We start from the raw sequence: 19,984 nt of genomic DNA, 5'->3' as shown, positions 1-19,984 counted from the left end.
CGCCCGTCAGTCCCGAGCCAGCCTGCCACAGCGCGGCGCGGGAACCACAACACCCGAGCGACACCGACACCCGCTCGACACCTACTCGTTGGAAACCTAGCAGCGGGAAACCGGGCGACCAGGCAACTCGGCAACACGCCGAACCACAGCCACGCCGACGCTCCGGCCGACGATGGCAGCGGCCGCGATTGACCGCCTTGGCCACCGCGCGCGCTCCCCCGCGCCGAACCGCACGGGCGCGAGCAACCCCAAACCACGAGGTCACACCACAAGTCCCAGCCCTACTCGCCCCGCGGCCGAACCGCGCCCACGGGAGATCAGCCAGGGAACGGGAGAGGAAGCTGAGCCGCGCCATCCGCATTGGACGCCGCCGCTCTCGCCGAAACCGCGGACAAGCAGTGCCCGCGGTTCACCAGCTTGGCCACCGCACGCACTCCCCCGCACCGAACCCACCACGACACTTCAGCCACGCACGCTTGACAAGCAGCCGGACGCGGCCAGGTAGGTCAGGGGAACGGGAGGGGGAGCTGGGCCGCGCCGTCCGCGTTGGCCGCTGCCGCTCTGGCTGAGGCTGAGGACAGGCAGTGCGCGCAGTTCACGGGCTCGGCGACCGCGTGCAGTTCGCCCGCGCCCGCGCCGGACCAGCCCTGGCCGCAGGCGGGGGCGGGGAGGGAGAGGCCCGCGACCCATGGGGTCATGCGGACGGCGTGGACTACTGGGGAGCGGCGGACGCGGAGGTTGCGGTCGGTGAAGCGGGTTGACTCCTGGCGGGACACCGAGGTCAAACCGGTCAGCAACGGGTCCTGGGGCACGTTCATCAGGATGCCCTATGCCTCCGACAACCGGGAGCGTGAAACGGGTTCGCCGGGATGGGGAAAGGGAAAACCGAATGCCGCCGCGTCACATCTGTTCGGGTTCGGGCTCGTCGGGGAGTTGCCAGGCGTGCATGGTGATTTCCATGAGGAAGCGCTGCTCGGGGTCGTTGAGGCGGTCGCCGAGGAGTTCTTCTATCTGGTTCATGCGGTAGCGGACCGTTTGGGGGTGGACGGCCAGGCGGGAGGCGGTCTCGTTGATGTCGCCGCGGGTGTGGAGCCAGGTGCGGAGGGTGCCCGCCACGCGGTCGCGTTGCTTGTCGGTCAGGCCGGCGAACGCCTCGCGGATGGGCTGGGCTACGTGGGAGACCAGGGACTCGTCGGCGAACATCAGGAGGGTGGAGAGGTTGCGGGCGCAGTGGGTGACGGCCACCTCCGGCAGGACGCCGCGGTGGACCAAGGACAGCGCCTGGCGGGCCAGCTTCTGCGAGCGGTGCGCGTCGGTGAGGGGCACGGTCGGGCCGACGGCGGCCAGCCTGCCGTCGAGTTCCGCCTCCAGGGCGGGAACCTGGTTGGCCGGGTCGGGCAGGACCAGGCACGGGTCGCCGCTCTCCAAGTCGATCAGGACGTCCTTGCCCAGCGACGGGACCGGCAGGTGGTGCTGGTCGGCGCGGTACTCCAAGACGACCACGGCGATCTCGGCGGGCAGCGGCCAGTCGGCCGCGGCGGCCAAGTCGGCCAGGGACTGGCTGGTGGCGGGCGGGTCGGAGAGGATCAGCTTGAGCAACTGCCTGCGGCGGCGCTCATAAGAGCCGGTGGCCTGCGCCTGGGCCTCGGTGTAGCCGGAGACGGCGACCACGCACATGTCGTCCACATAGGCGAAGATCGCCTCGGCGACGGTCAGCAGGGTGTCGGCGGGGATGCCCAGCTCCTGGCCCGCCTGGCTGACGTGCCGCCACACCGCGCGGGCGCCGACGCGGACGGCGGTCTGCAGCGCGTCCATGGTGCGGCCCTCGGCGAACTCGACGCGGCCCGCGTAGCGGAACATGGCGAGCCAGTCCTCGCGCGGCGCGGACGGGTCGGCGATGAACTCGAAACACTGCATGATGGCGGCCTGCACGCTGCCGACCAGCACCTCGCGGAACTTGCCCTCCAGCGGCTGCCGGTACGCCGGGACCGCCTCCTGGATCGCCTCCACAGCGTCCTGGACCAGCGTCCCGGCCAGCGGGCGCACCCGCTCGGCCAGTTCGGGCACGACCGAGGCCCAGATGGGCAGCGCCGTGACCCCCGGGGTCGGCAGCGGCGCGTCGTGACCGCCGTCGCGCGCCGGGCCACCCAGGTGTGTCACCGCCATCTCGACCTCCATCCGCCCGTAACGGCACTCCCCGCTGGCACGGCGCGAATTGTGCTCCCCGAAACAGTAAAGACCCTGGTCGCGGACTGTCAATCAGCGCCGACACCCGCCCGCAAACCCGAGATATTTTCCCAACTCGACGGCGGCCCGGCGCGACATCTTGTCGAATGACCTCAAGGCCGCCGCCGGAACCTGTTCGGAAACGCACAATTCCGGACGACCCAGGTAAAGACCGGGCGGTCGTTATATGATCGTGGAAAAGCAGAGGGAAAGGTCGGCCCATGGGCATTTCGACGCGCGAAGCGACCCTGCACGGTCGCCGGGTCGGCTTCCTGCACTACACCCCGGCCGACCCGGGCGCGGACACCGACCCGGTGGTGCTGTTGCACGGGCTCGCGGGCACCAACGCCACGTGGCAGCCGTTCCTGGCCGAGCTGGAACGGCGGGGCGCGGACCGCGAGGTCATCGCCATCGACCTGCCTGGACACGGCCGCTCCGAGCCGCCCAACGGCGACTACTCGATCGGCTCTTACGCCAACACCGTGCGCGACCTGGTCGTCCTGCTGGGACACAAGCACACCACGCTCGTGGGGCACTCGCTCGGCGGCGGGGTCGCGCTCCAGTTCTCTTACCAGTTCCCGCACATGTGCGGGCGGCTCGTGCTGGTCGACAGCGGCGGCCTCGGCCCGGAGGTCACCGCGGCGATCCGGGCGGCCAACCTGCCGGGGACCTCGCTGGCGCTGCCGCTGATCGCGAACCGGGCGACGGTCTCGGTGGCGCGGGCGCTGGCGGGCCTGACCAGGAACAAGCGCGTGGAGGCGCTGGAGGTCGTGGCGCACTTCGCGACGCTGGCCGACCGGGCGGCGCGGGAGTCGTTCGTGCGGACGGTGCGGGCGTCGGTGGGGCTGCTGCGCCAGCGCGCCAGCGCCAGCGACCGGCTGTATCTGGCCGAAGAGGTGCCCTCGCTGCTGGTGTGGGGCAGCCGCGACCGGATCATCCCGGTCAAGCACGGCAAGGACGCGGCCGAGTCGATCCCGGGGGCGAAGCTCGTGGTGCTCGACGGGGTGGGCCACTTCCCGCACGTGGCGCGGCCGGACTGGTTCGCCGACGTGCTGTGGGACTTCCTGGACACGACCGAGGGCGCCCGGATCGACATCGACCGGCTCGCCGAGCGGCTGACCGTCGCGTAAGGAGGGTTCGTCGCCACGCGTGACGAGGCGGTCACCCGAGCGGCGTCGCCGGAACGGCGTTCACCGGAAAGCGACAGCCATCCGTCGCAAAAGGACGATTCGTCGCCGTGACGAGGCGGTCACCCGAGCGGCGTCGCCGGAACAGCGTTCGGGAAAGCGACAGCCGTCTGTCGCATGAGGACACTTAGGGCGTGGCGCAGCGGCGGAGAGCCAGTTCGGCGAGGATGGCGGCGCCGTCTGGCAGGACGGCGTCGTCGAAGACGGCCAAGGGTGAGTGGTTGTCGGTTGTGCCGTCGCCCGCGCCGAGCAGGATGAAAGCGCCGGGGACTTCGCGCAGGACGCGGGAGAAGTCTTCGCCGCCGGGGAGTGGGTCGGGGAGTTCCTGGTAGCGGTGTTCGCCCAGGACGTCGGTGACGGTGGTGGCGACGAAAGCTGTTTCGGCGGGGTCGTTGACCGTCATGGGGTATCCGTCGAGGTAGGTCACCTCGGCGCGGAGGCCGTGGGCTGCCGGGAGGCTGTTGGCCAGGGTGAGGACGGCGTCTTTGACGCGCGCCTTGGCTTCCGGGGAGAACGTGCGCAGGGTCGCCTCGAAGCGGGCCGTGTCGGGGATGACGTTGCGCCGGGTCCCCGCGTGGAACGAGCCCACGGTCAGGACCACGGGGTCGAAGACGTCGGACTGGCGGGTCACCAGGGTTTGCAGGGCGGTGACGAGTTCGCAGGCCACGGGGATCGGGTCTTGGGCGCGGTGCGGGCGGGCGCCGTGACCGCCCGCGCCGACCACGGTGACGTCGATCCCGTCCGACGCGGCCATGGTCGTGCCCGCGCGGGCGGCGAACACGCCGTGCGGGGCGGCTGCGGTGAACACGTGCAGCGCGTACGCGGCGGCCGGGCGGCGGCCCGCCGCGTCTAGCACGCCCTCGGCGATCATGGCCGCGGCGCCGTCCCAGCCCTCTTCGCCGGGCTGGAACATGAAGACGACGTCACCGGCCAGGGTGTCGCGCCGGGCGGCGAGCAGGCGGGCGGCGCCGACGAGCATGGCGGTGTGCAGGTCGTGGCCGCAGGCGTGCATCGCGCCGTCCACTTGGGACGCGTACGGGAGGCCGGTGCGCTCGGTGATGGGCAGGGCGTCCATGTCGCCGCGCAGCAGCACCACCGGCCCGGGTCGGCCGCCGCGCAGGACGGCGGTCACCGACGTCAGCGCCTCGCCGGTGGTGATCTCCAGGGGCAGGCCGTCGAGGGCGGCGAGGACTTTCTCCTGGGTGCGCGGCAGGTCGAGGCCGATCTCCGGTTCGGCGTGCAGCCGCCTGCGCAGGCGGACCAGGTCGTCGGCGAGCGCGGCGGCGTCGGCGCGCACTGACCCGGCGGTCACAGCCCGCGCACGAACGCCGCCCACCGCTCGGCCCCGAACACCAGGACCGCTTCCGTGCCGCCCTGCTTGCTGTCGCGCGTCACGACTTGGTGTTCGCCAAGGTAAGCGACCTCGACGCACTCGCCGTTGCCACTGCTGCGCGAACTCTTCCGCCAGACCGCACGGGACACATCGACACTCTTCATCAGAGCCTCCGTTGTTCGGCCACTTCCGGTGATGATCCCCGGCGGGGCGCGGCGGCGCCAGTGACCGAACGGGTGCGGATGCAGAAGCCCGTCTCCTCGCGCGTGGGAGACGGGCTTCACGCATCTTCTCGGTGGGGAGCCTGGTTACCGATTCACACCGCGCACGAAGGCGCCCCACTGCTGAGCACCGAAGAACAGCACGGCTTCCGTGCCGCCCAGCTTGCTGTCACGCGTCACCACCTGGTTCTCGCCAAGGTAAGCGACCTCGACGCACTGACCGTTGGCGCTGCTCCGCGAACTCTTCCGCCAAGCCACGCGTGACAGATCGACATTGCTCATTGTTATCTATCCGCCCTTCACTTTGTATCCGTCGGATATCTTCGCCATCAGTGATGCCGAATCATTGGGGCTCAAGGCCACGGCAGCCAAGTGGTCAAACATGGAGCGGTAGCGACGCACTTCCGCGTCGGACTCCAAGAAGAGATCACCGGCCATGCTGTCGATGTAGATGAGATCGCTATCCATCGGATCGGCAAAGTCCATGAGAGCGAACTCCCCCGGCATCCCAGGGTGGGCACCGGCCTCAAACGGGATCACCTGGAACGTGACGTTCGGGGCTTTCACCGCCCTGGCCAGGTGTTCGAGCTGGGCGCGCATCACCGCCGGACCACCGACCACCCGACGCAAGGCCGCTTCATCGAGGATGGCCCAGAGCTTGATCGGTGAGTCCTTGGTCAAAACGACTTGGCGTTCCATGCGGGCCTTGACGCGGTCTTCGACCTCAGTGTCGGTGGCGGCCGGAAGCATTCCGGTGATCACCGCGCGGACGTAGTCCTCGGTCTGGAGCAGGCCGGGGATGAACAGCGACTCGTAGTTGCGGACGCTGGCCGCCTCGCTCTCGAAGCTGATGTAGGCGGTGTACTCCTCGGGCAGATCCGAGTGGTAGGGGCGCAGCCAGCCCTGCTGGCCCGCCTCGCGGCAGAGCGTGACCAGGTACTCCCGCTGGTCGGCGTCCACCTCGTAGAGGTTGAGCATCGCCGCCAGGGTGCGCATCTGGGGACGGGCCTTGGCGGTCTCGACGCGGTAGAGGGTCGCGTTGTTGATGCCGGTCTTGTCGCTGACCTCTTCCCGGCTCAGGTCCGCCTCGTTGCGAAGACGGCGCAGTTCGGACGCCAACCGACGCAGCCGGACGGTAGGCGTCTGCTTCTTCTGTGCCACGGTGTCGATCCTTCCTCACTCCTCAAGTCGGAGCCACGCAAGTGTGGCCGCGATCCACGCGCAACCCAAACCGGTGACAGATGCAGTCCCATCTTATGCAAGGGTTGCGTTTGGTGTCTGACGGATGCATCCTTGCCGAAGGTACCGGTAGTTGTCGAGTGACTGCTCCCCGTGACCAGTGGAATGACCCGATCGAGCACATCGAGACCATCGAGCACATGCGGAGGAGGGCGGGGCCGTGACCGACGCGCGCAACCCTGTCGACGTCGAGTTCTGGCTTCGCGAGCTTCGCAGACGGCGGTGGGCGATCCACGCCCTCCCCGGCCACGACGGCTTCGGCGCGGTGCTGACCTGGCCCACGGTGTGCGACGTGGCGATCGTGTGGGGGCCGGGGGCGGGCATCGCCTACCGCACCCCGCGCGAGGACGGGGGCGACGAGTTCGCGCCCACACACGTGATCGCCGACTACACCGGTCCGGCGGTGTGGGTGCTGCGGTGGGTCATGACGCTCACCCCGCCCGGGTCGGGCCTGCCCCGGCTGCGGGCGGTCCCGGCCGACTTCGTGCTGCCGAAAAGCTTCCCCCGGCCACCGGACGGCGCCCGGTGAGCCGCCGCGCGAACACCCAGCGGCCCCAGTTCGGCGCCACCGAGCAGGTGACGCCGTTCTGCGCGACGGCGACCGACCAGGACGGCGACACCTGGTACCTGTGCGCGTTCCGGCCCTGCGGATTCGGGGTGGCCGCCGCGACCATCGACCCGGTGGCCGCGGTGAAGGTGCACTACCGGATCACCCACGTCGCCATCAACCATCTGATCTGACTTGCCGACAGGAACACCATTGAGCATCGAACCCAGCCTCCGCGTCCGGACCCTGGCCCACACCCTGCGCGAACTACGCCAGAAAGCCGGGCTCACCCAAGAGGAAGTCGCCGCCCGGCTGAACTTCAACAACCGCAAGATCAGCAGGCTGGAGACCTTCCAGGTGCCCAGCCACCACGAACTGTTGGCCATGCTCGACCTCTACGGAATCCCGGTCAACGAATGGGAACCGTTCGTCGCGCTGCGGGAAGAGGCGAAGTCGCCCGGCTGGTGGCGCAAATTCGGGCTGGACGACCGCGGGTACGTGCCGCTGGAAGCACAGGCCACCCGGGTCCGGTCCTACCAACTCGGCGCGCTACACGGACTCGTGCAAATCCCCGACCACACCCGGGCGATGGGCCAAAGCACCGTCACCGTCCTGGTCAACCAACGGCGGCAACAGCGCCTCACCGAGGACCCGCCGCTGCGCCTGCACCTGATCACCGACCACGGCACGCTGACCCGGAACCGGCCGCACATGGTCGTGCAACTGCGGCACATCGCCGCGCTCGCCGACCTCGACAACGTCACCATCCAGGTCATTCCCCCGGGCCCCCAACCCCCGATCGCCCTCATCGGCTCCTTCACCATCCTCGACCTCCCCCACCCCCACGACCCCGAAATCGCCTGCGTCGAACACATCGCGGGCGCGACCCGCCTGCACCGCCCCGCCGAAGTCACCGCCTGCAAAGCCGCCTTCGACACCTTGGCCGAAGCCGCCCTCCCCCACGACGACTCCATCGCCCTCATCCACGACATCGCCGACAGGCTGTGACCGCACCGGGCGCCTCGGACGCGCCCGGAGAAAGGGAAAACGCCGGGAATGGTGGTCACACCGGGTCGGTTCAGCGACCCGAAGGTCGCGGTTTCAGACTCGATCCAGCGACTTCGCGGGCCGCGGGCCGACCCGGGATCGACCACGGTTCGTCAACATTCCCCTTCGGTCAGCCCCACGGGGCGCACCCCACTGGTGCCCCTGTGGGGAAAAGTTCGCAACACAGTGAGCGGAACCGCGTCATGTCACCGCTCCGCGAGCTCTCCCCCGCCATCCGAGTCAGAAAGGGGCCATCCTTCCCGAAGGGGTGCATCCGCTGTTCCAGCGCCAGTGCCTGCCCCACGATGGGGGCCGCGGCGCTCGATCACACCTCTCACAGGAAGCGAGATCCACATGACGGGAACCCAGTACACCCTCCGGGTTGTAAACGATTCCACCAACTTGTTCGACATGTGCGTGTTCCAGCAGGACCCCGACATCGGCAATCCCGACGTGATGTCGCTAGCGTGGTTCTCCAAACCGGCTCACCCGAGCACCATCCAGACGTTCAGGTGGACCGTCGACTACTCGTTCATCTGGTCTGAGACCGGGGAGCTGAAGCCGGGTGTCTTCTTCGACGCCTCGCAGGCGTGGCCCGCGGATCCCAGTGAACTCGGAGCCTCGACCGCTACCGCCGCGGGCAACCAGATCGGATTCACCCGCACCGGCGGCGCCTACACGTTCGAGTCCACATCCTTCGGGAATCAGCCGCAGAGGGGGACGCTGTACGTCACCCAGGAGGGCACCCTCCCCTTGCGGCAGGCTTCCGTCGGCATCGGCATGGCGGGATCCGGCACGTTCGCGGTGCAGGCACAGCCCAACCTGCCCCTGACCTTCACCCCGACGCCTCAGTACTACCTGGCCGCGGGCACGTTCCAGCAGGGCCAGGTGCTGGATATTGGGGCGATCACCCATCCGCTCCATGTCGCTTTCCCCGTCAACGTCTACTCCATGACCGCGGTCCTGAAAGAGGACAACACCTGGGACCTCCAGCCCACCGCGGACATCAATGGGCTCGAACTCAACCAGAGGATCGCCGAACGCCGAACGCTCGCGCTGACCGGCTGATGACCGAGCACCGGCCCCGCGCAACCGAACTGGAGTCAGGCGCGGGGCCGGTGTCGGCGGCGTCCAGGAGAAGACGCCCGGGAAATCAGGCGGGCAGGCCCAAGCCCTTGGCCAGGACGGGCCAGGAGTTCTTGAGCTCGCGCTCCCAGTAGGGCCAAGTGTGGGTGCCGTTGCCGTAGTAGTTCACGGTGACGGCGATGCCCTTCTGGCGCATCCGGTCGGTGAAGCTCTTGGAGGACTGGAGGGACAGCGGCTCGATCAGGTCGAACGCGCCCGCCTTGTCCAGGGGACCCGCGGAGCCGTTGCCGCTGGAGATGTAGAGGCCGACGCCGCGGAACGCCTCGGCGTTGTCGTAGGGGTTGCGGGAGGTCCAGATGCTGCGCTGGAGGTACTCGTTGCCCCACAGGGCGTAGAACAGCAGGCCCTCGCTCACGACGATGCCGTTGATGAACTGCGGCACGCCCCACAGCATGGTGTTCGGGATGCCGCTGTAGCTCGCCGCCGCACGGAACATGCCCTTGTGGCGGAACGTGTAGGCCAGCGCGCCGTAGCCGCCGATGGACAGGCCAGCCGCGACACGGACGTCGTTGGCGCGGTAGCCGCGTTCGACAATCTGCCTGACCTCGGTGGTGTGGAAGGTCTCCCAGTCCGGCTTGTTGGTGCCGCCGAAGTTCCACCACGAGGTGTACATGCCGACCTGGCCGTCGGTCGGCATGACGACCAGGACGTCCTTGTTGGCGGTGAACTCCTCGACGTCGGTGAAGTGCGTCCAGGACTGGTAGTCCTTGTCCTCGCAGCAGCCGTGCAGCAGCCACAGCGACGGCCAGGTGCGGGTGGGCTGAGCGTCCCAATTGGACGGAAGCAGCAGGCGGACCTTGCCGGTGAAGCCCAGCGCCGGGGAGGCGATGTCCAGATCGACGGTTCTCGCGTCGATGCGGGTCTCACTGACGACCTTGGCGCCGTCGTCAGCGGTGACGCCGACCGCGGACGGCGCGGCCTGGGCACTCGGGATGGTCAGGGGGACGGCCACCGCGGCGGCGACGGCGAAGCCCGCGACCCAACGGGTGACGGGGCGTAAACGGGTCATGCGGACCTCCGGGATCACAGCTTCGTGGTGCACAGTTCTTACATCACGGCTCTTGCTTCACGGCTCTTGCTTCACGGCTCTTGCTTCACAGCTCTTGCTTCACAGCTTGTCTTACGTCACGGCTTGTCTTACTTCACGGGTGGGCGCCGCACAAGGCCGGGCCTCATAGCGGAATGTTTCCGTGCTTGCGGGCGGGCCCGGACACGGTTTTGTCGCGCAGCATCCGCAGCGCGCGGGTGACCGCGAGCCGGGTGTGGGACGGCTCGATGACCGCGTCCACATAGCCGCGTTCGGCCGCCGCGTAAGGGGTTCCGATGGTGTCGTGGTGCTGGGCGGCCAACTCGCGCTCGCGGTCGGCGCGCTCCTGTCCGGACAGCGCGGCCAGTTCGCGGCGGTGCAGGACCTGGACCGCGGCCTCGGTGCCGACCACGGCGATGCGCGCGGTCGGCCAGGCCAGGTTCACGTCCGCGCCCAGATGCTTGGAGCCCATCACCGCGTAGCCGCCGCCGTACGCCTTGCGCACCACGACCGTCACCTGCGGCACGGTGGCCTCAGCGTAGGCGTAGAGCAGCTTCGCGCCGCGGCGGATGATGCCGCCGCGCTCCTGGTCGACGCCGGGCATGTAGCCGGGCACGTCGGCGAAGGTCAGCAGCGGCACGCCGAACGCGTCGCAGAAGCGCACGAACCGGGCCGCCTTCTCGGAGGCGTCGATGTCGATGGCGCCAGCGGAGAACAGCGGCTGGTTGGCCACCACGCCGACCGAGCGGCCGGCGACCCGGGCGAAGCCGACGATCATGTTGGGCGCGAACGCCTGGTGCACCTGGAGAAACTCGCCGTCGTCCACGACGCGGGCGATCACCTCGGTCATGTCGTAGCCGCGGTTCTCGCCGTCCGGGACGATCCCGTTCAGCTCGCGGTCGCGGTCGGTGATCGCGGCGGCGGTGTCGTCGGCGTACTCCGGGGCCGCGCCGAGATTGTTGGACGGCAGGTAGCCCAGCAGGGTCTTGACCCAGTCGAACGCGTCGTCCTCGTCGCGCGCCAGGTAATGCGCGTTGCCGGAGACGCTGGCGTTGGTGCGCGGGCCGCCCAGCTCATCGAGGGTGACCGACTCGCCGGTGGCCGCGCGCACCACGTCCGGGCCGGTGACGACCATGTGCGAGGTGTCCTCGACCATGACGGTGAAGTCGGTCAGCGCCGGGGCGTAGACCGCGCCGCCCGCGCACGGGCCCAGGATCATCGAAATCTGCGGGATGACCCCGGAGGCGTTGGTGTGCCGCACGGCCTGCTGGGCGTAGAGCGCCAGGGAGGCGACGCCTTCCTGGATGCGCGCGCCGCCGCCGTCGTTGATGCCGATGACCGGGCAGCCGATCTTGGCGGCGAGGTCCATGACCTTGATGACCTTCGCGCCGCCCGCCTCGCCGATGCTGCCGCCGTAGACGCTGAAGTCCTGGGCGAACACCGCGATCGGCCGACCGTCCACTGTGGCGTGTCCGGCGACGACGCCGTCGCCGAAGGGGCGGTCGGCGTCGAGGCCGAAGTCCCGGCAGCCGTGCTGGACGAACTCGTCCAGCTCCACGAACGACCCGGCGTCCACCAGCGCCAGCACCCGCTCCCGCGCGGTCAGCTTCCCCTTCGGGTGCTGCCGGTCCGCCGCCCGCTTCTCCTGCCGCGCCAGTTGCTCCGAGCGCAGCAGCAGTTCGCCGACCGCGGCTCCCGCGCCTTCGGGAACGGCCATGGTGGACCTCCTTGTCCCTAGCCTCAGACCCGCGCGGGCGAGGCGAGTGTTCGGGCCAGGCACCGGGCGAGCGTGCTCACCCTCGGCGGGTCGATCATCGTCAGGTGGTCCCCCGGCACGCGGACGACGTGCAGATCCGAGCACAGCTCGTCCCAGCCGAGAGCGTCGTCGGCCCGCAGGTAACGCGGGTCGAGCGTGGTGGTCAGCGGGTGCGGGTCGGTGGCGCGCAGCAGCACCACGCGGCCGGAGTACGGGCGGGGCCGGTAGCGCTCGGCCACCCGGGCGTCCACATAGGACGTGTACTGGTGGCGCAGCACCGCCTCGCCCATCTGCGGCAAGGCCGCGAGCCGGTCGATCACGTAGCCGATCTGGTCGTCCTCGGGCAGGGTGGGCAGCACCGACAGGTCGAGCGCGACGCCGTAGGTCTGCTCGACGTGCTCGGCGAAGCGGTCGAACCGGTCGAGCAGCAGCCGGTCGCTCTCGGGCTCCTCGCCGCGCAGCGGCAGGATCGTGTCGATCAGCACGACCTGCTCCACCCGCTCGCCCAGCTCGGTGAGCAGGTGCGCCACCTCGTAGGCCAGGCAGCCGCCGAACGACCAGCCGCCGAGCCGGTACGGGCCCACCGGCTGGATCTCGCGCAGCATCTCCAGATAGCGATGGGCCTTGCCCTCCACTGTGGACTCGTCGTCCAGCCGCTCGAAGCCGTAGACCGGGAACCCTTCCGGCAGCTCGGAAACCAGCGGGTGGTAGACGCTGGTCGGCCCGCCCGCCGGGTGGAACAGCAGCAGCGGCACACCGTTTCCGGTGGCGCGCAACGTGTTCAGCACGCCGTCGGTGGCGCCCTCGACCTCGGCGCGCAGCAGGTCGGCCATCTCGGCGATGGTCGGCCGGGCGAACAGGGCGGCCACCGGCGGGGCCGCGTCGGCGAGCCGGTCGCTGACGGCCTCGTGCACCCGCCGGACCGCGGCGTCGTCGCCGCCGAGGTCGAAGAAGCTGCGGTGCACGCCAGCGGGCTCGCTGCCCAGGGCGTCGGTCCACACCAGCGCCAACCAGCGCTCGGTCGGGTCCCGGGGGCCGATCACCGGCGCGGGCTCGGCGGCCGTCGACTCGGCAACAGGAGCCAGCGCGGCGGGCAAGTCCAGCTCATCGGCGATGTGGTCGGCCACCTCGCGCAGGCTCGCCCCGCGCAGCAGCAGCGACACCGGCAACGTGGTCTCGAAGTCGCGCTGCACGCCCGCGCGCAGCCGCATCGCCATCAGCGAGTCCAGGCCGAGCCCGGTGAGCGCGGCCGACCGGTCGACCGACTCCGGCGCGGCGCCGATGAGCGCGGCCAACCCGGTGACGAGGTGGTCGAGCACCGCCGTGCGCGGGTCAGGCAGCGACCGCAGCGCCGCCAGCCCGGCCCAGCCGGTCGGCACGTCCGCGGCGGCCCCGCCCGCGAGCCCAGCGAGGAACGGCCTGCGGCCCAGGTCGGGGAACAGCGCGAGCGTGCGGGGGATGTCGAGGCGGGCGACGCCGACGCCGGAGCGGTCGTGGGCGAGCAGCCCGGCGAGGGCGGCCATGCCCTGCTCCGGCTCCAGTTCGGCGAGCACGGCGTTGGCGCGGCTCTCGCCGCTCTCCCCCGCCCACGCGCCCCAGTTGACCGTCACCGCGGGCAGGCCCTCGGCGCGGCGGGCGTCGACCAGCGCGTCGAGCCAGGCGTTCGCCGTGGCGTACGCGGCCTGCCCCGGCGAGCCGACCAGGCCCGCGATCGAGGAGAACGCCACCCACCAGTCCAGCGGAATCGCCGCGGTGGCCTCGTGCAGACGCAGGCCGCCAAGCGCCTTCGCCCGCCACACGCGGGCGATGGCGGCTTCGGTGAGCAGCGCGGCGGGCTGGTCGTCCAGCACACCCGCCGCGTGCACGACACCGCGCAGCGGCACGCCGTCGCGCTGGGCGTGCTCGATGAGGCGGTCGGCGAAACCAGGTTCGGCGAGGTCGCCGAGCACCACCTCGACCTGGGCGTCGGCCGACCGGACGAGCGCGTCGACCTCCGGCCGGTGCGTGCGGCCCGCCAGCACGATCCGGGTCGCGCCCGCCTCGGCCAGCCAGGCCGCGACCAGCCTGCCCAGCTCGCCGAGACCACCGGTGATCACGTAGGCGCCGTCGCGGACCAGCGGCTGGTCCGGGTCGGCCGCCTCGACCGACGCCGCGGCCAGCCGGGCGCGCAGCCGCCGCCCGTGCCGCCACAGCACCTCGTCGTCGTCGCGGTCGGCGCGCAACTCCGCGGCGGCGGCGCGGGCGCCGGACTCGGCGTCGAGGTCGACCAGGGTCGCGCGCAACTCGGGGTGCTCGAAGGCGAGCACCCGCACCAGGCCGCGCAGACACGCCAGGCCAGGCTCGCCGGGGTTGCCGTCGACGGCGGTGGCTCCGGTCGTGGCCAGCCACAGCCGCGGCGGCGTCGCGCCGGACTCGGCGAGCACGGCGACGACCTTGGCCGCGGTGTGCACCAGGGCCTCGGCGCGGGCCGGGTCGCGGTAGCGGGCGGGCGGTCCGGCGACGAGCACGACGCCGGAAGGGTTGTCGCGCAACGCTTCGGCCAGCGTGCCAAGGTCGGCGGCGCGCACGTCGTCGCCGGTCGCGGCCAGTTCGGCGGCGAGGTCGGACAGGGCGGGCTCGCCGTCAGCGACCAGCACCCAGGAGCGCGGCTCGGCCGCGGCGGCGACCGGCAGCGGCGCGGCGTCCCAGCGGCGCTCGACAGCCAGTTCCGGCCACGCGCCCGGGGTCTGGCCCAGCGCGGCGGCGCGGACGTCGGACAGCTCGACCACGACCTGGCCGTCCGCGTCGAGCAGCCACACCGTGCCGAGCAGGGTGCGGCTGTCGGCGACACCCATCGTCGCCACGGCGCGCACACCGCGCGCCGGGTCGCCGACCACGCGGGCGCGACCGATCGCGGTCGGCACGTAGCGGCCGTGCGTGCCGGGCAGCCCGAACACCGCGGCGGCCAGCGCGTGCAGGCAGGCGTCGGACAGCGCGGGGTGCAGGGCGAAGCGGCGGTGACCGCCCGCCTCGGCGGGCAGCCGGACCTGGGCGCTCGCCCAGCCCGGCTCGGCGACGACCTCGCTGAGGCCGCGGAAGGCGGGGCCGTAGTCCTGGCCGCTCGCGGCGAACGCGGCGTAGAGGTCCAGCGGCTCGCCCGCGCGCTCGGCGGGAAGCTCGCCGAGCGGGTCGGCGGTCGCGGCGCGCACGGTCGCGGTGGCGTGCGTGGTCCACGCCCCGTCAGCCGACCGAGAGCGCACGGTGACCCGGCCCGCTGAATCCAGCGTGGTGCTCAGCGTCGTCGCCTGGCCCAGCGCCAGGAACTCGGCCAACTCCACGTCGACCACCTCGACGGCGGTCGTGCCCAGCGCGGCCCGACCGGCGGACAGGGCCACCTCAAGGAACGCGGCGCCGGGCAGCACCACGACGCCGTAGGCGCGGTGGTCGGCCAGCCACGGCAGCGGGTCGGCGCTGAGATCGGCCTGCCAGACGTGGGTTCCGTCGTCGGGAAGCTCGACGTGCGCGCCGAGCAGCGGGTGCCCCGCGCCCGCCGCCGGAGCCGGGTCGGGAGCCCAGTGCCGCTCGTGCCGCCACACCGGGCCGGGCAGGTCCAGCACCGGGGCGCTGGGGTAGCGCGCGGCGAGGGCGGCCGAGTCGCCGCCGACGTGCAGGGCGGCGACGGCGCGCAGCCACTCGGCGACACCGGTGTCGCGGCGCAGCGAGGCGAGGGCGAGCACGGCGGCCCCGCGCGCGGCGGCGGTCTGCTCGACGCCGGTGAGCGCGATGGGGTGCGGGGAAATCTCCACGAACGTCGTGTGGCCCGCGGCGAGGGCGGCGGCGACGGCCTGGGTGAAGCGGACCGGCCTGCGCAGGTTCGCCGCCCAGTAGTCGGCGTCGAAGGCGGGCTGGTCGGTCGGGTCGTCCAGGACGCTGGAGAAGCACGGCGTCACCGGCTCGGCCGGGGCGAGCCCGGCCAGGTCGGCGCGGAACCCGTCGAGGTACGAGTCGACGGTCGGGGCGTGGCCCGCGCCGCCCACGGCGAGCCTGCGCGCCAGCCTGCCCAAGCCCTCGACGTGCGCGACCAGGTCGGCGACGGCCGCGGCGGGACCGGTGACGGTGCACTGCTCGGGTGAGGCGTGCACGGCGATCTCGACGCCGGGGAACCGCTCGGCGAGACTGGCGAACTCGGCCTCGGACAGCTCCAGCACGGCCATCGCGCCCTCGCCGCCGCTCTCGATGCCCGCGAGCAGCGCCGTGCGGGTGAGCACCACGCGCAGGCCCTGGGCCTGGTCAAGCGCGCCCGCGACCACCGCCGCGGCGACCTCGCCGACCGAGTGACCCAACACGGCGGCCGGGCGGACGCCGTGCGCGCGCCACAGCGCGGCCAGGGCGATCTGCATGCCATACAGCGCGGGCGCGGCCACGGCGAAGCCCACGGACTCGCCGCCCGCGAGGACTTCCCGCAGCGAGAAACCCGCCTCGGCGACGAACAGCGGCTCCAACTCGTCCACGGCGGCGCGGAAAGCGGGCTCGGCCAGCAACTCGCCGCCCATGCCCGGCCAGTAGGAGCCGAAACCGGAGAAGACGAACACCGGCCCGCGTCCGCGCACCGGGCCGCCGACGACCACAGCGGAGGACGGGGTGTCCTCAGCGAGCGCGCGCAAACCCCCGACCGCCTCCGCGCGGCCCGCGCCCACGACCGCGGCGCGGACGGCCATGTGGTCGCGGCGGTTCACCAGCACACCGGCCACATCGGGCAGCGCGGCGCGCAAGCCAGCCGGGGACTCCAGCCAGTCGGCGAGATCGGCGGCGCGGGCGCGCAGGCTCTCGGTCGAAGCAGCCGACAGCGCGAAAACCTCCGGGCGGTCGGTGTCGACCGCGCGCGGCGCGGGCGCGGTCGGCCACTCCTCCAACACCACATGCGCGTTGCTGCCGCCGAAACCGAACGCCGACACCCCCGCGTAGGCCAGGCCCGAATACCTCGGCCACGGCGTGCCCTCCGCGGCGACCCGGAGATTGAGCGCGTCGAAATCGATGTGCGGGTTGGGCTTGTCGAAATGCAGGCTCGCCGGAATGCGGCCGTGCGTGAGCGACAGCACGACCTTGATGAGCCCGACGATGCCCGCCGCGCCCTCCAGGTGGCCCAGGTTCGTCTTCACCGAGCCGATCAGCAGCGGCCTGCCCGCGCCCCGGCCCGCGCCGAGAACCGCGCCCAACGCGCCCGCCTCGATCGGGTCGCCGAGCAGCGTGCCGGTGCCGTGCGCCTCCACATAGTCCACAGTGGCCGGATCGATCTCGGCGGCCGGGTAGACCTCGGCGAGCAGCGCCCGCTGCGCGTCCGGGTTCGGGGCCATCATGCCGTTGGAGCGGCCGTCAGAGTTGGTGGCGCTGCCGTTGATCAGGGCCAGCACCCGGTCGCCGTTGGCGCGGGCGTCGCTGAGCCTGCGCAGCACGACCACGCCGCAGCCCTCGCCGCGCACGATCCCGTCCGCCGACGCGTCGAACGCCTTGCACCGGCCGTCCGGGGCGAGCACGCCCGCGCTGTCGAAGTTCGCCGTCACCCCGGGGGTGAGCATGAGGTTGACGCCGCCGACGATCGCCGCGTCCGCCTCGCCCCGGCGCAGGCCCTGCACCGCGTGGTGCACCGCGACCAGCGACGACGAGCACGCCGTGTCCACGACCATGCTCGGGCCGCGCAGGTCGAGCAGGTACGACAGGCGGTTGGCGATCACGCTCGCCGCCGCCCCGGTGCCCGACCAGGCGTCGATGCCCGCGAGGTCGCCCATGGTGAACATGCCGTACTCGGTGGCTGACACTCCCATGTAGACACCCGTGCGGGTGCCGCGCAGCGTGCCGGGCGCGATGCCCGCGTGCTCCAGCGCCGCCCAGGCGACCTCCAGCACGATCCGCTGCTGCGGGTCCATCACCGCCGCCTCGCGCGGGGTGATGCCGAAGAACGCGGCGTCGAACCCGGCCACGTCATCGAGGTAGCCGCCCGCGGCGGGCAGGTCGTCAAGCACGTGGTCGGGACCGCGCCACCGGCCCTCGGGGCGGGTGCCGATCGCGTCTTCGCCTCGGATCAGCAGATCCCAGAACGCGGCGGGCGAGTCGATCCCGCCGGGCAGCCTGCACCCGAGGCCGACCACGGCGATCGGCTCCCCCGGCGCCTGCACTGGGCCACGCGCCCGCGCGGGCGCCGGGCGCGCGTCGGCCACCGCCTCGGCCAACGCGGCGATGCTCGGGTGCTGGTAGCCGAAGGTCGACGGCAGCGTCCGGCCCGCGTGCGCGCCGAGTTCGCCGACCAGGCCCACCATGTCCCGTGAGGACAGTCCGTACTCGTGCAGCGACCGCTCGGGGTCGATCGCGGCCGGGGCCAGCCCCGCGATCCGCGCGACCCGCTCGACCAGCCAGCCGACCAGATCCCTGACCTGGTCCTCGACGCCCTCAACGCTCATGCTCGGCCTGTTTCTGTGAGTACGGCGGCAAGGTAGCGCTCGCGGCACGCGGTGCGCGAGATCTTGCCGCTGGAGGTGCGGGGCAACGAATCCGGCTCGACCACGCGGACCTCGCGCAGGGCGAGGCCGTGCCGCTCGGCGACGGCGGCGCGCACGGCGCGGTCGACCTCGGCGCGGTCCAGCGCCTCCGGCGCCACCGTCTTGGCCCGCTCGGCCAGCACCACGGCCTGCTCGCCCTCCGGGCCGCTCAGCGAGAACGCCACGACGTTGCGCGGCCGGATCGCGGCGTGCGCGCCCTCGGCGGTGCGCTCCACGTCGTGCGGGTAGTGGTTGCGGCCGTCCACGACGATGAGGTCCTTGATCCGCCCGGTGATGTACAACTCGCCGTCGCACCACATGCCCAGGTCGCCCGTGGCCAGCCACGGGCCGTCCGGGGCGTCGGCGCCGTTGACCGCGTTGTGGAACGCGCGCCCGCTCTCCTCCGGCCGCTGCCAGTAGCCCTGGCCCACATTCGGGCCCGCCACCCAGATCTCGCCGACCTCGCAGTCGGGCCGGGGCCGCCTGGTCTTCGGGTCCACCACCAGCACGCCCTGGTCGATCGGCTGTCCACAAGAGACCAGCGCCACGACGTCCTCGGCGTCCGCGGACACCTCGACAGCCTTGCCCGCGGCCAAGGAGGTCCGCTCGAAATGGCGGACCACCGCCGGCCGGTCAGGCGTGCTGGCCGAGACGAACACCGTCGCCTCCGCCAGGCCGTAGGAGGGCCGGTGCGCCTCGGGGCGCAGCCCGCACGCGGCGAACGCGGCGTGGAAACGATCGATGATCCCGGGCAGCACCGGCTCGCTGCCGTCGATCAGCACGCCCACGTTCTCCAGACGCAGCCGGGACTTCTCCCAGTCCGACACCCGGGAAGCGCAATAGGCGTAGGCGAAGTTGGGGGCCGCGGTGACCGCGACCGGGTTCGCTGAGAGCGCGCGCAGCCAGCGCTCGGGCCGCTCGATGAACGCCAGCGGGTCCATCAGCACCGTGCGGATGCCCACCACCAGCGGCGCGGCGACCGACAGCACCAGGCCCATGTCGTGGAACAGCGGCAGCCAGCTCACCGTCACCGACTCGCGGCGCACGTTGTAGGCGCGCACGGCCTGGCGGGCGTTGGCGACCACGTTGCCGTGGGTGATCATGACGCCGCGCGGGTCGCCGGTCGAGCCGGAGGTGTATTGCAGGTACGCCAGGTCGGCCGGGGCCAGCGCGACCGGCTCGAAGTGCGCCGCGATCGCGGTGGGCAGGGTGTCGACGCACACGACCTGGGCCACCGGCAGCCGGTGGGTCTCGATGAACGCCGCGACCGCTGGCGCGCTGCCCTGCGTGGTGAGCACGGTCCCGGCGGCGCAGTCGCGCAGCACCGAGGCGAGCCGGTCGCCGTGGCCGGGCAGGTCCGGGGTGAACAGCGGGACAGCCGCGGCGCCCGCGCGCAGCGCGCCGAGGAAGGCGGCGATGTAGTCCGGCGTCTGTCCGATCAGGACGGCCACCGGCTCGCCCTTGCCGATGCGGCGCTGCAACCAGGCCGCCACGGCGCCGACCCGCGCGTCCAGGTCGCGCCAGGTCCAACTGGTCTGCGCGCCGCCGCTGTGCGTGCTGAAGTCGAGGTGGTTGACGGCCACGCCGTCGGGGTCCTGCGCAGCCCACCTGCCGAGCAAGCCGGGCAAGTCCTCGGTGGCGGCCGACCCGCCGTGCGCTATCGCGGAACTCATCTGCACAGTCCTCACCAGGGGGCCACATCGACACCGGACGAGAGAAACGCGACTGCCTCATATTTCCGGG

At 71.8% G+C, this 19,984-nt stretch carries 15 protein-coding genes; 5 read left to right on the top strand and 10 right to left on the bottom strand.

The window, feature by feature from the left end:
* Window positions 1-506: 506 nt before the first annotated feature.
* Both ACZ6SD_RS27825 and ACZ6SD_RS27820 read right to left on the bottom strand, forming a co-directional pair.
* Window positions 507-818: a hypothetical protein gene (locus ACZ6SD_RS27825; RefSeq protein ID WP_465319962.1), complete on the bottom strand. Its 312-nt coding sequence runs from the start codon at window positions 816-818 to the stop codon at window positions 507-509.
* An 82-nt stretch (window positions 819-900) separates the two neighbouring features.
* Window positions 901-2,166 (bottom strand): PucR family transcriptional regulator, encoded by a 1,266-nt coding sequence (locus ACZ6SD_RS27820; protein WP_465319961.1) that lies wholly within the window; start codon window positions 2,164-2,166, stop codon window positions 901-903.
* Window positions 2,167-2,447: 281 nt separating this feature from the next.
* Here ACZ6SD_RS27820 and ACZ6SD_RS27815 point away from each other — a divergent pair, with 281 nt between their 5' ends.
* Window positions 2,448-3,356, top strand: coding sequence for an alpha/beta fold hydrolase (locus ACZ6SD_RS27815; protein WP_465319960.1), 909 nt, complete (start codon window positions 2,448-2,450; stop codon window positions 3,354-3,356).
* A gap of 184 nt (window positions 3,357-3,540) precedes the next feature.
* Here the strand turns inward: ACZ6SD_RS27815 and ACZ6SD_RS27810 are convergent, their stop codons facing one another.
* The 4 genes from ACZ6SD_RS27810 to ACZ6SD_RS27795 form a co-directional block, all read right to left on the bottom strand.
* Complete coding sequence (locus ACZ6SD_RS27810; protein WP_465319959.1) at window positions 3,541-4,725, bottom strand: M20 metallopeptidase family protein; 1,185 nt, start codon at window positions 4,723-4,725, stop codon at window positions 3,541-3,543.
* Window positions 4,722-4,910 (bottom strand): DUF397 domain-containing protein, encoded by a 189-nt coding sequence (locus ACZ6SD_RS27805; RefSeq protein WP_465319958.1) that lies wholly within the window; start codon window positions 4,908-4,910, stop codon window positions 4,722-4,724. Before ACZ6SD_RS27805 ends, ACZ6SD_RS27810 begins: the two co-directional genes overlap by 4 nt.
* Before the next feature lie 144 nt (window positions 4,911-5,054).
* Entirely contained in the window at window positions 5,055-5,249 is a 195-nt protein-coding gene (locus ACZ6SD_RS27800; RefSeq protein WP_465319957.1) for a DUF397 domain-containing protein, read from the bottom strand.
* Between the two features lie 6 nt (window positions 5,250-5,255).
* Complete coding sequence (locus ACZ6SD_RS27795) at window positions 5,256-6,128, bottom strand: helix-turn-helix domain-containing protein (RefSeq protein ID WP_465319956.1); 873 nt, start codon at window positions 6,126-6,128, stop codon at window positions 5,256-5,258.
* Window positions 6,129-6,366: 238 nt separating this feature from the next.
* Between ACZ6SD_RS27795 and ACZ6SD_RS27790 the strand changes: the two genes are divergently transcribed.
* The 4 genes from ACZ6SD_RS27790 to ACZ6SD_RS27775 all read left to right on the top strand — a co-directional run bounded on the left by ACZ6SD_RS27790 (window position 6,367) and on the right by ACZ6SD_RS27775 (window position 8,868).
* Window positions 6,367-6,735 carry a hypothetical protein gene (locus tag ACZ6SD_RS27790; RefSeq protein ID WP_465319955.1) on the top strand — a complete coding sequence of 123 codons (369 nt, stop codon included), beginning with the start codon at window positions 6,367-6,369 and terminating at the stop codon, window positions 6,733-6,735.
* Window positions 6,732-6,947, top strand: coding sequence for a hypothetical protein (locus ACZ6SD_RS27785; protein ID WP_465319954.1), 216 nt, complete (start codon window positions 6,732-6,734; stop codon window positions 6,945-6,947). The genes ACZ6SD_RS27790 and ACZ6SD_RS27785 overlap by 4 nt, the downstream gene beginning before the upstream one ends.
* Before the next feature lie 19 nt (window positions 6,948-6,966).
* Window positions 6,967-7,761: a helix-turn-helix domain-containing protein gene (locus ACZ6SD_RS27780; RefSeq protein WP_465319953.1), complete on the top strand. Its 795-nt coding sequence runs from the start codon at window positions 6,967-6,969 to the stop codon at window positions 7,759-7,761.
* A 393-nt stretch (window positions 7,762-8,154) separates the two neighbouring features.
* Window positions 8,155-8,868 carry a hypothetical protein gene (locus ACZ6SD_RS27775; protein WP_465319952.1) on the top strand — a complete coding sequence of 238 codons (714 nt, stop codon included), beginning with the start codon at window positions 8,155-8,157 and terminating at the stop codon, window positions 8,866-8,868.
* An 85-nt stretch (window positions 8,869-8,953) separates the two neighbouring features.
* On the opposite strand, the gene ACZ6SD_RS27770 is transcribed toward ACZ6SD_RS27775, so the two are convergent.
* The 4 genes from ACZ6SD_RS27770 to ACZ6SD_RS27755 form a co-directional block, all read right to left on the bottom strand.
* Entirely contained in the window at window positions 8,954-9,955 is a 1,002-nt protein-coding gene (locus ACZ6SD_RS27770) for an alpha/beta hydrolase (protein WP_465319951.1), read from the bottom strand.
* A gap of 163 nt (window positions 9,956-10,118) precedes the next feature.
* Window positions 10,119-11,690, bottom strand: coding sequence for an acyl-CoA carboxylase subunit beta (locus tag ACZ6SD_RS27765; protein ID WP_465319950.1), 1,572 nt, complete (start codon window positions 11,688-11,690; stop codon window positions 10,119-10,121).
* 23 nt (window positions 11,691-11,713) lie between these two features.
* Complete coding sequence (locus ACZ6SD_RS27760; protein WP_465319949.1) at window positions 11,714-18,163, bottom strand: SDR family NAD(P)-dependent oxidoreductase; 6,450 nt, start codon at window positions 18,161-18,163, stop codon at window positions 11,714-11,716.
* The gene (locus tag ACZ6SD_RS27755; RefSeq protein WP_465319948.1) at window positions 18,160-19,914 is read right to left on the bottom strand and encodes a fatty acyl-AMP ligase; all 1,755 of its coding nucleotides are present in this window, start codon (window positions 19,912-19,914) and stop codon (window positions 18,160-18,162) included. The genes ACZ6SD_RS27760 and ACZ6SD_RS27755 overlap by 4 nt, the downstream gene beginning before the upstream one ends.
* Window positions 19,915-19,984: the final 70 nt, after the last annotated feature.

The sequence above is a fragment of the Actinokineospora sp. NPDC051303 genome (assembly GCF_055586285.1).
This window is presented reverse-complemented; position numbering and strand designations above follow the sequence as displayed.

Bases quoted from the DNA above. Each gene is read 5' to 3' on its own strand.
- ACZ6SD_RS27825 (WP_465319962.1), bottom strand. From the start codon at position 818: ATGAACGTGCCCCAGGACCCGTTGCTGACCGGTTTGACCTCGGTGTCC.
- ACZ6SD_RS27820 (WP_465319961.1), bottom strand. From the start codon at position 2,166: ATGGCGGTGACACACCTGGGTGGCCCGGCGCGCGACGGCGGTCACGAC.
- ACZ6SD_RS27815 (WP_465319960.1), top strand. From the start codon at position 2,448: ATGGGCATTTCGACGCGCGAAGCGACCCTGCACGGTCGCCGGGTCGGC.
- ACZ6SD_RS27805 (WP_465319958.1), bottom strand. From the start codon at position 4,910: ATGAAGAGTGTCGATGTGTCCCGTGCGGTCTGGCGGAAGAGTTCGCGC.
- ACZ6SD_RS27800 (WP_465319957.1), bottom strand. From the start codon at position 5,249: ATGAGCAATGTCGATCTGTCACGCGTGGCTTGGCGGAAGAGTTCGCGG.
- ACZ6SD_RS27775 (WP_465319952.1), top strand. From the start codon at position 8,155: ATGACGGGAACCCAGTACACCCTCCGGGTTGTAAACGATTCCACCAAC.
- ACZ6SD_RS27770 (WP_465319951.1), bottom strand. From the start codon at position 9,955: ATGACCCGTTTACGCCCCGTCACCCGTTGGGTCGCGGGCTTCGCCGTC.
- ACZ6SD_RS27765 (WP_465319950.1), bottom strand. From the start codon at position 11,690: ATGGCCGTTCCCGAAGGCGCGGGAGCCGCGGTCGGCGAACTGCTGCTG.
- ACZ6SD_RS27760 (WP_465319949.1), bottom strand. From the start codon at position 18,163: ATGAGCGTTGAGGGCGTCGAGGACCAGGTCAGGGATCTGGTCGGCTGG.
- ACZ6SD_RS27755 (WP_465319948.1), bottom strand. From the start codon at position 19,914: ATGAGTTCCGCGATAGCGCACGGCGGGTCGGCCGCCACCGAGGACTTG.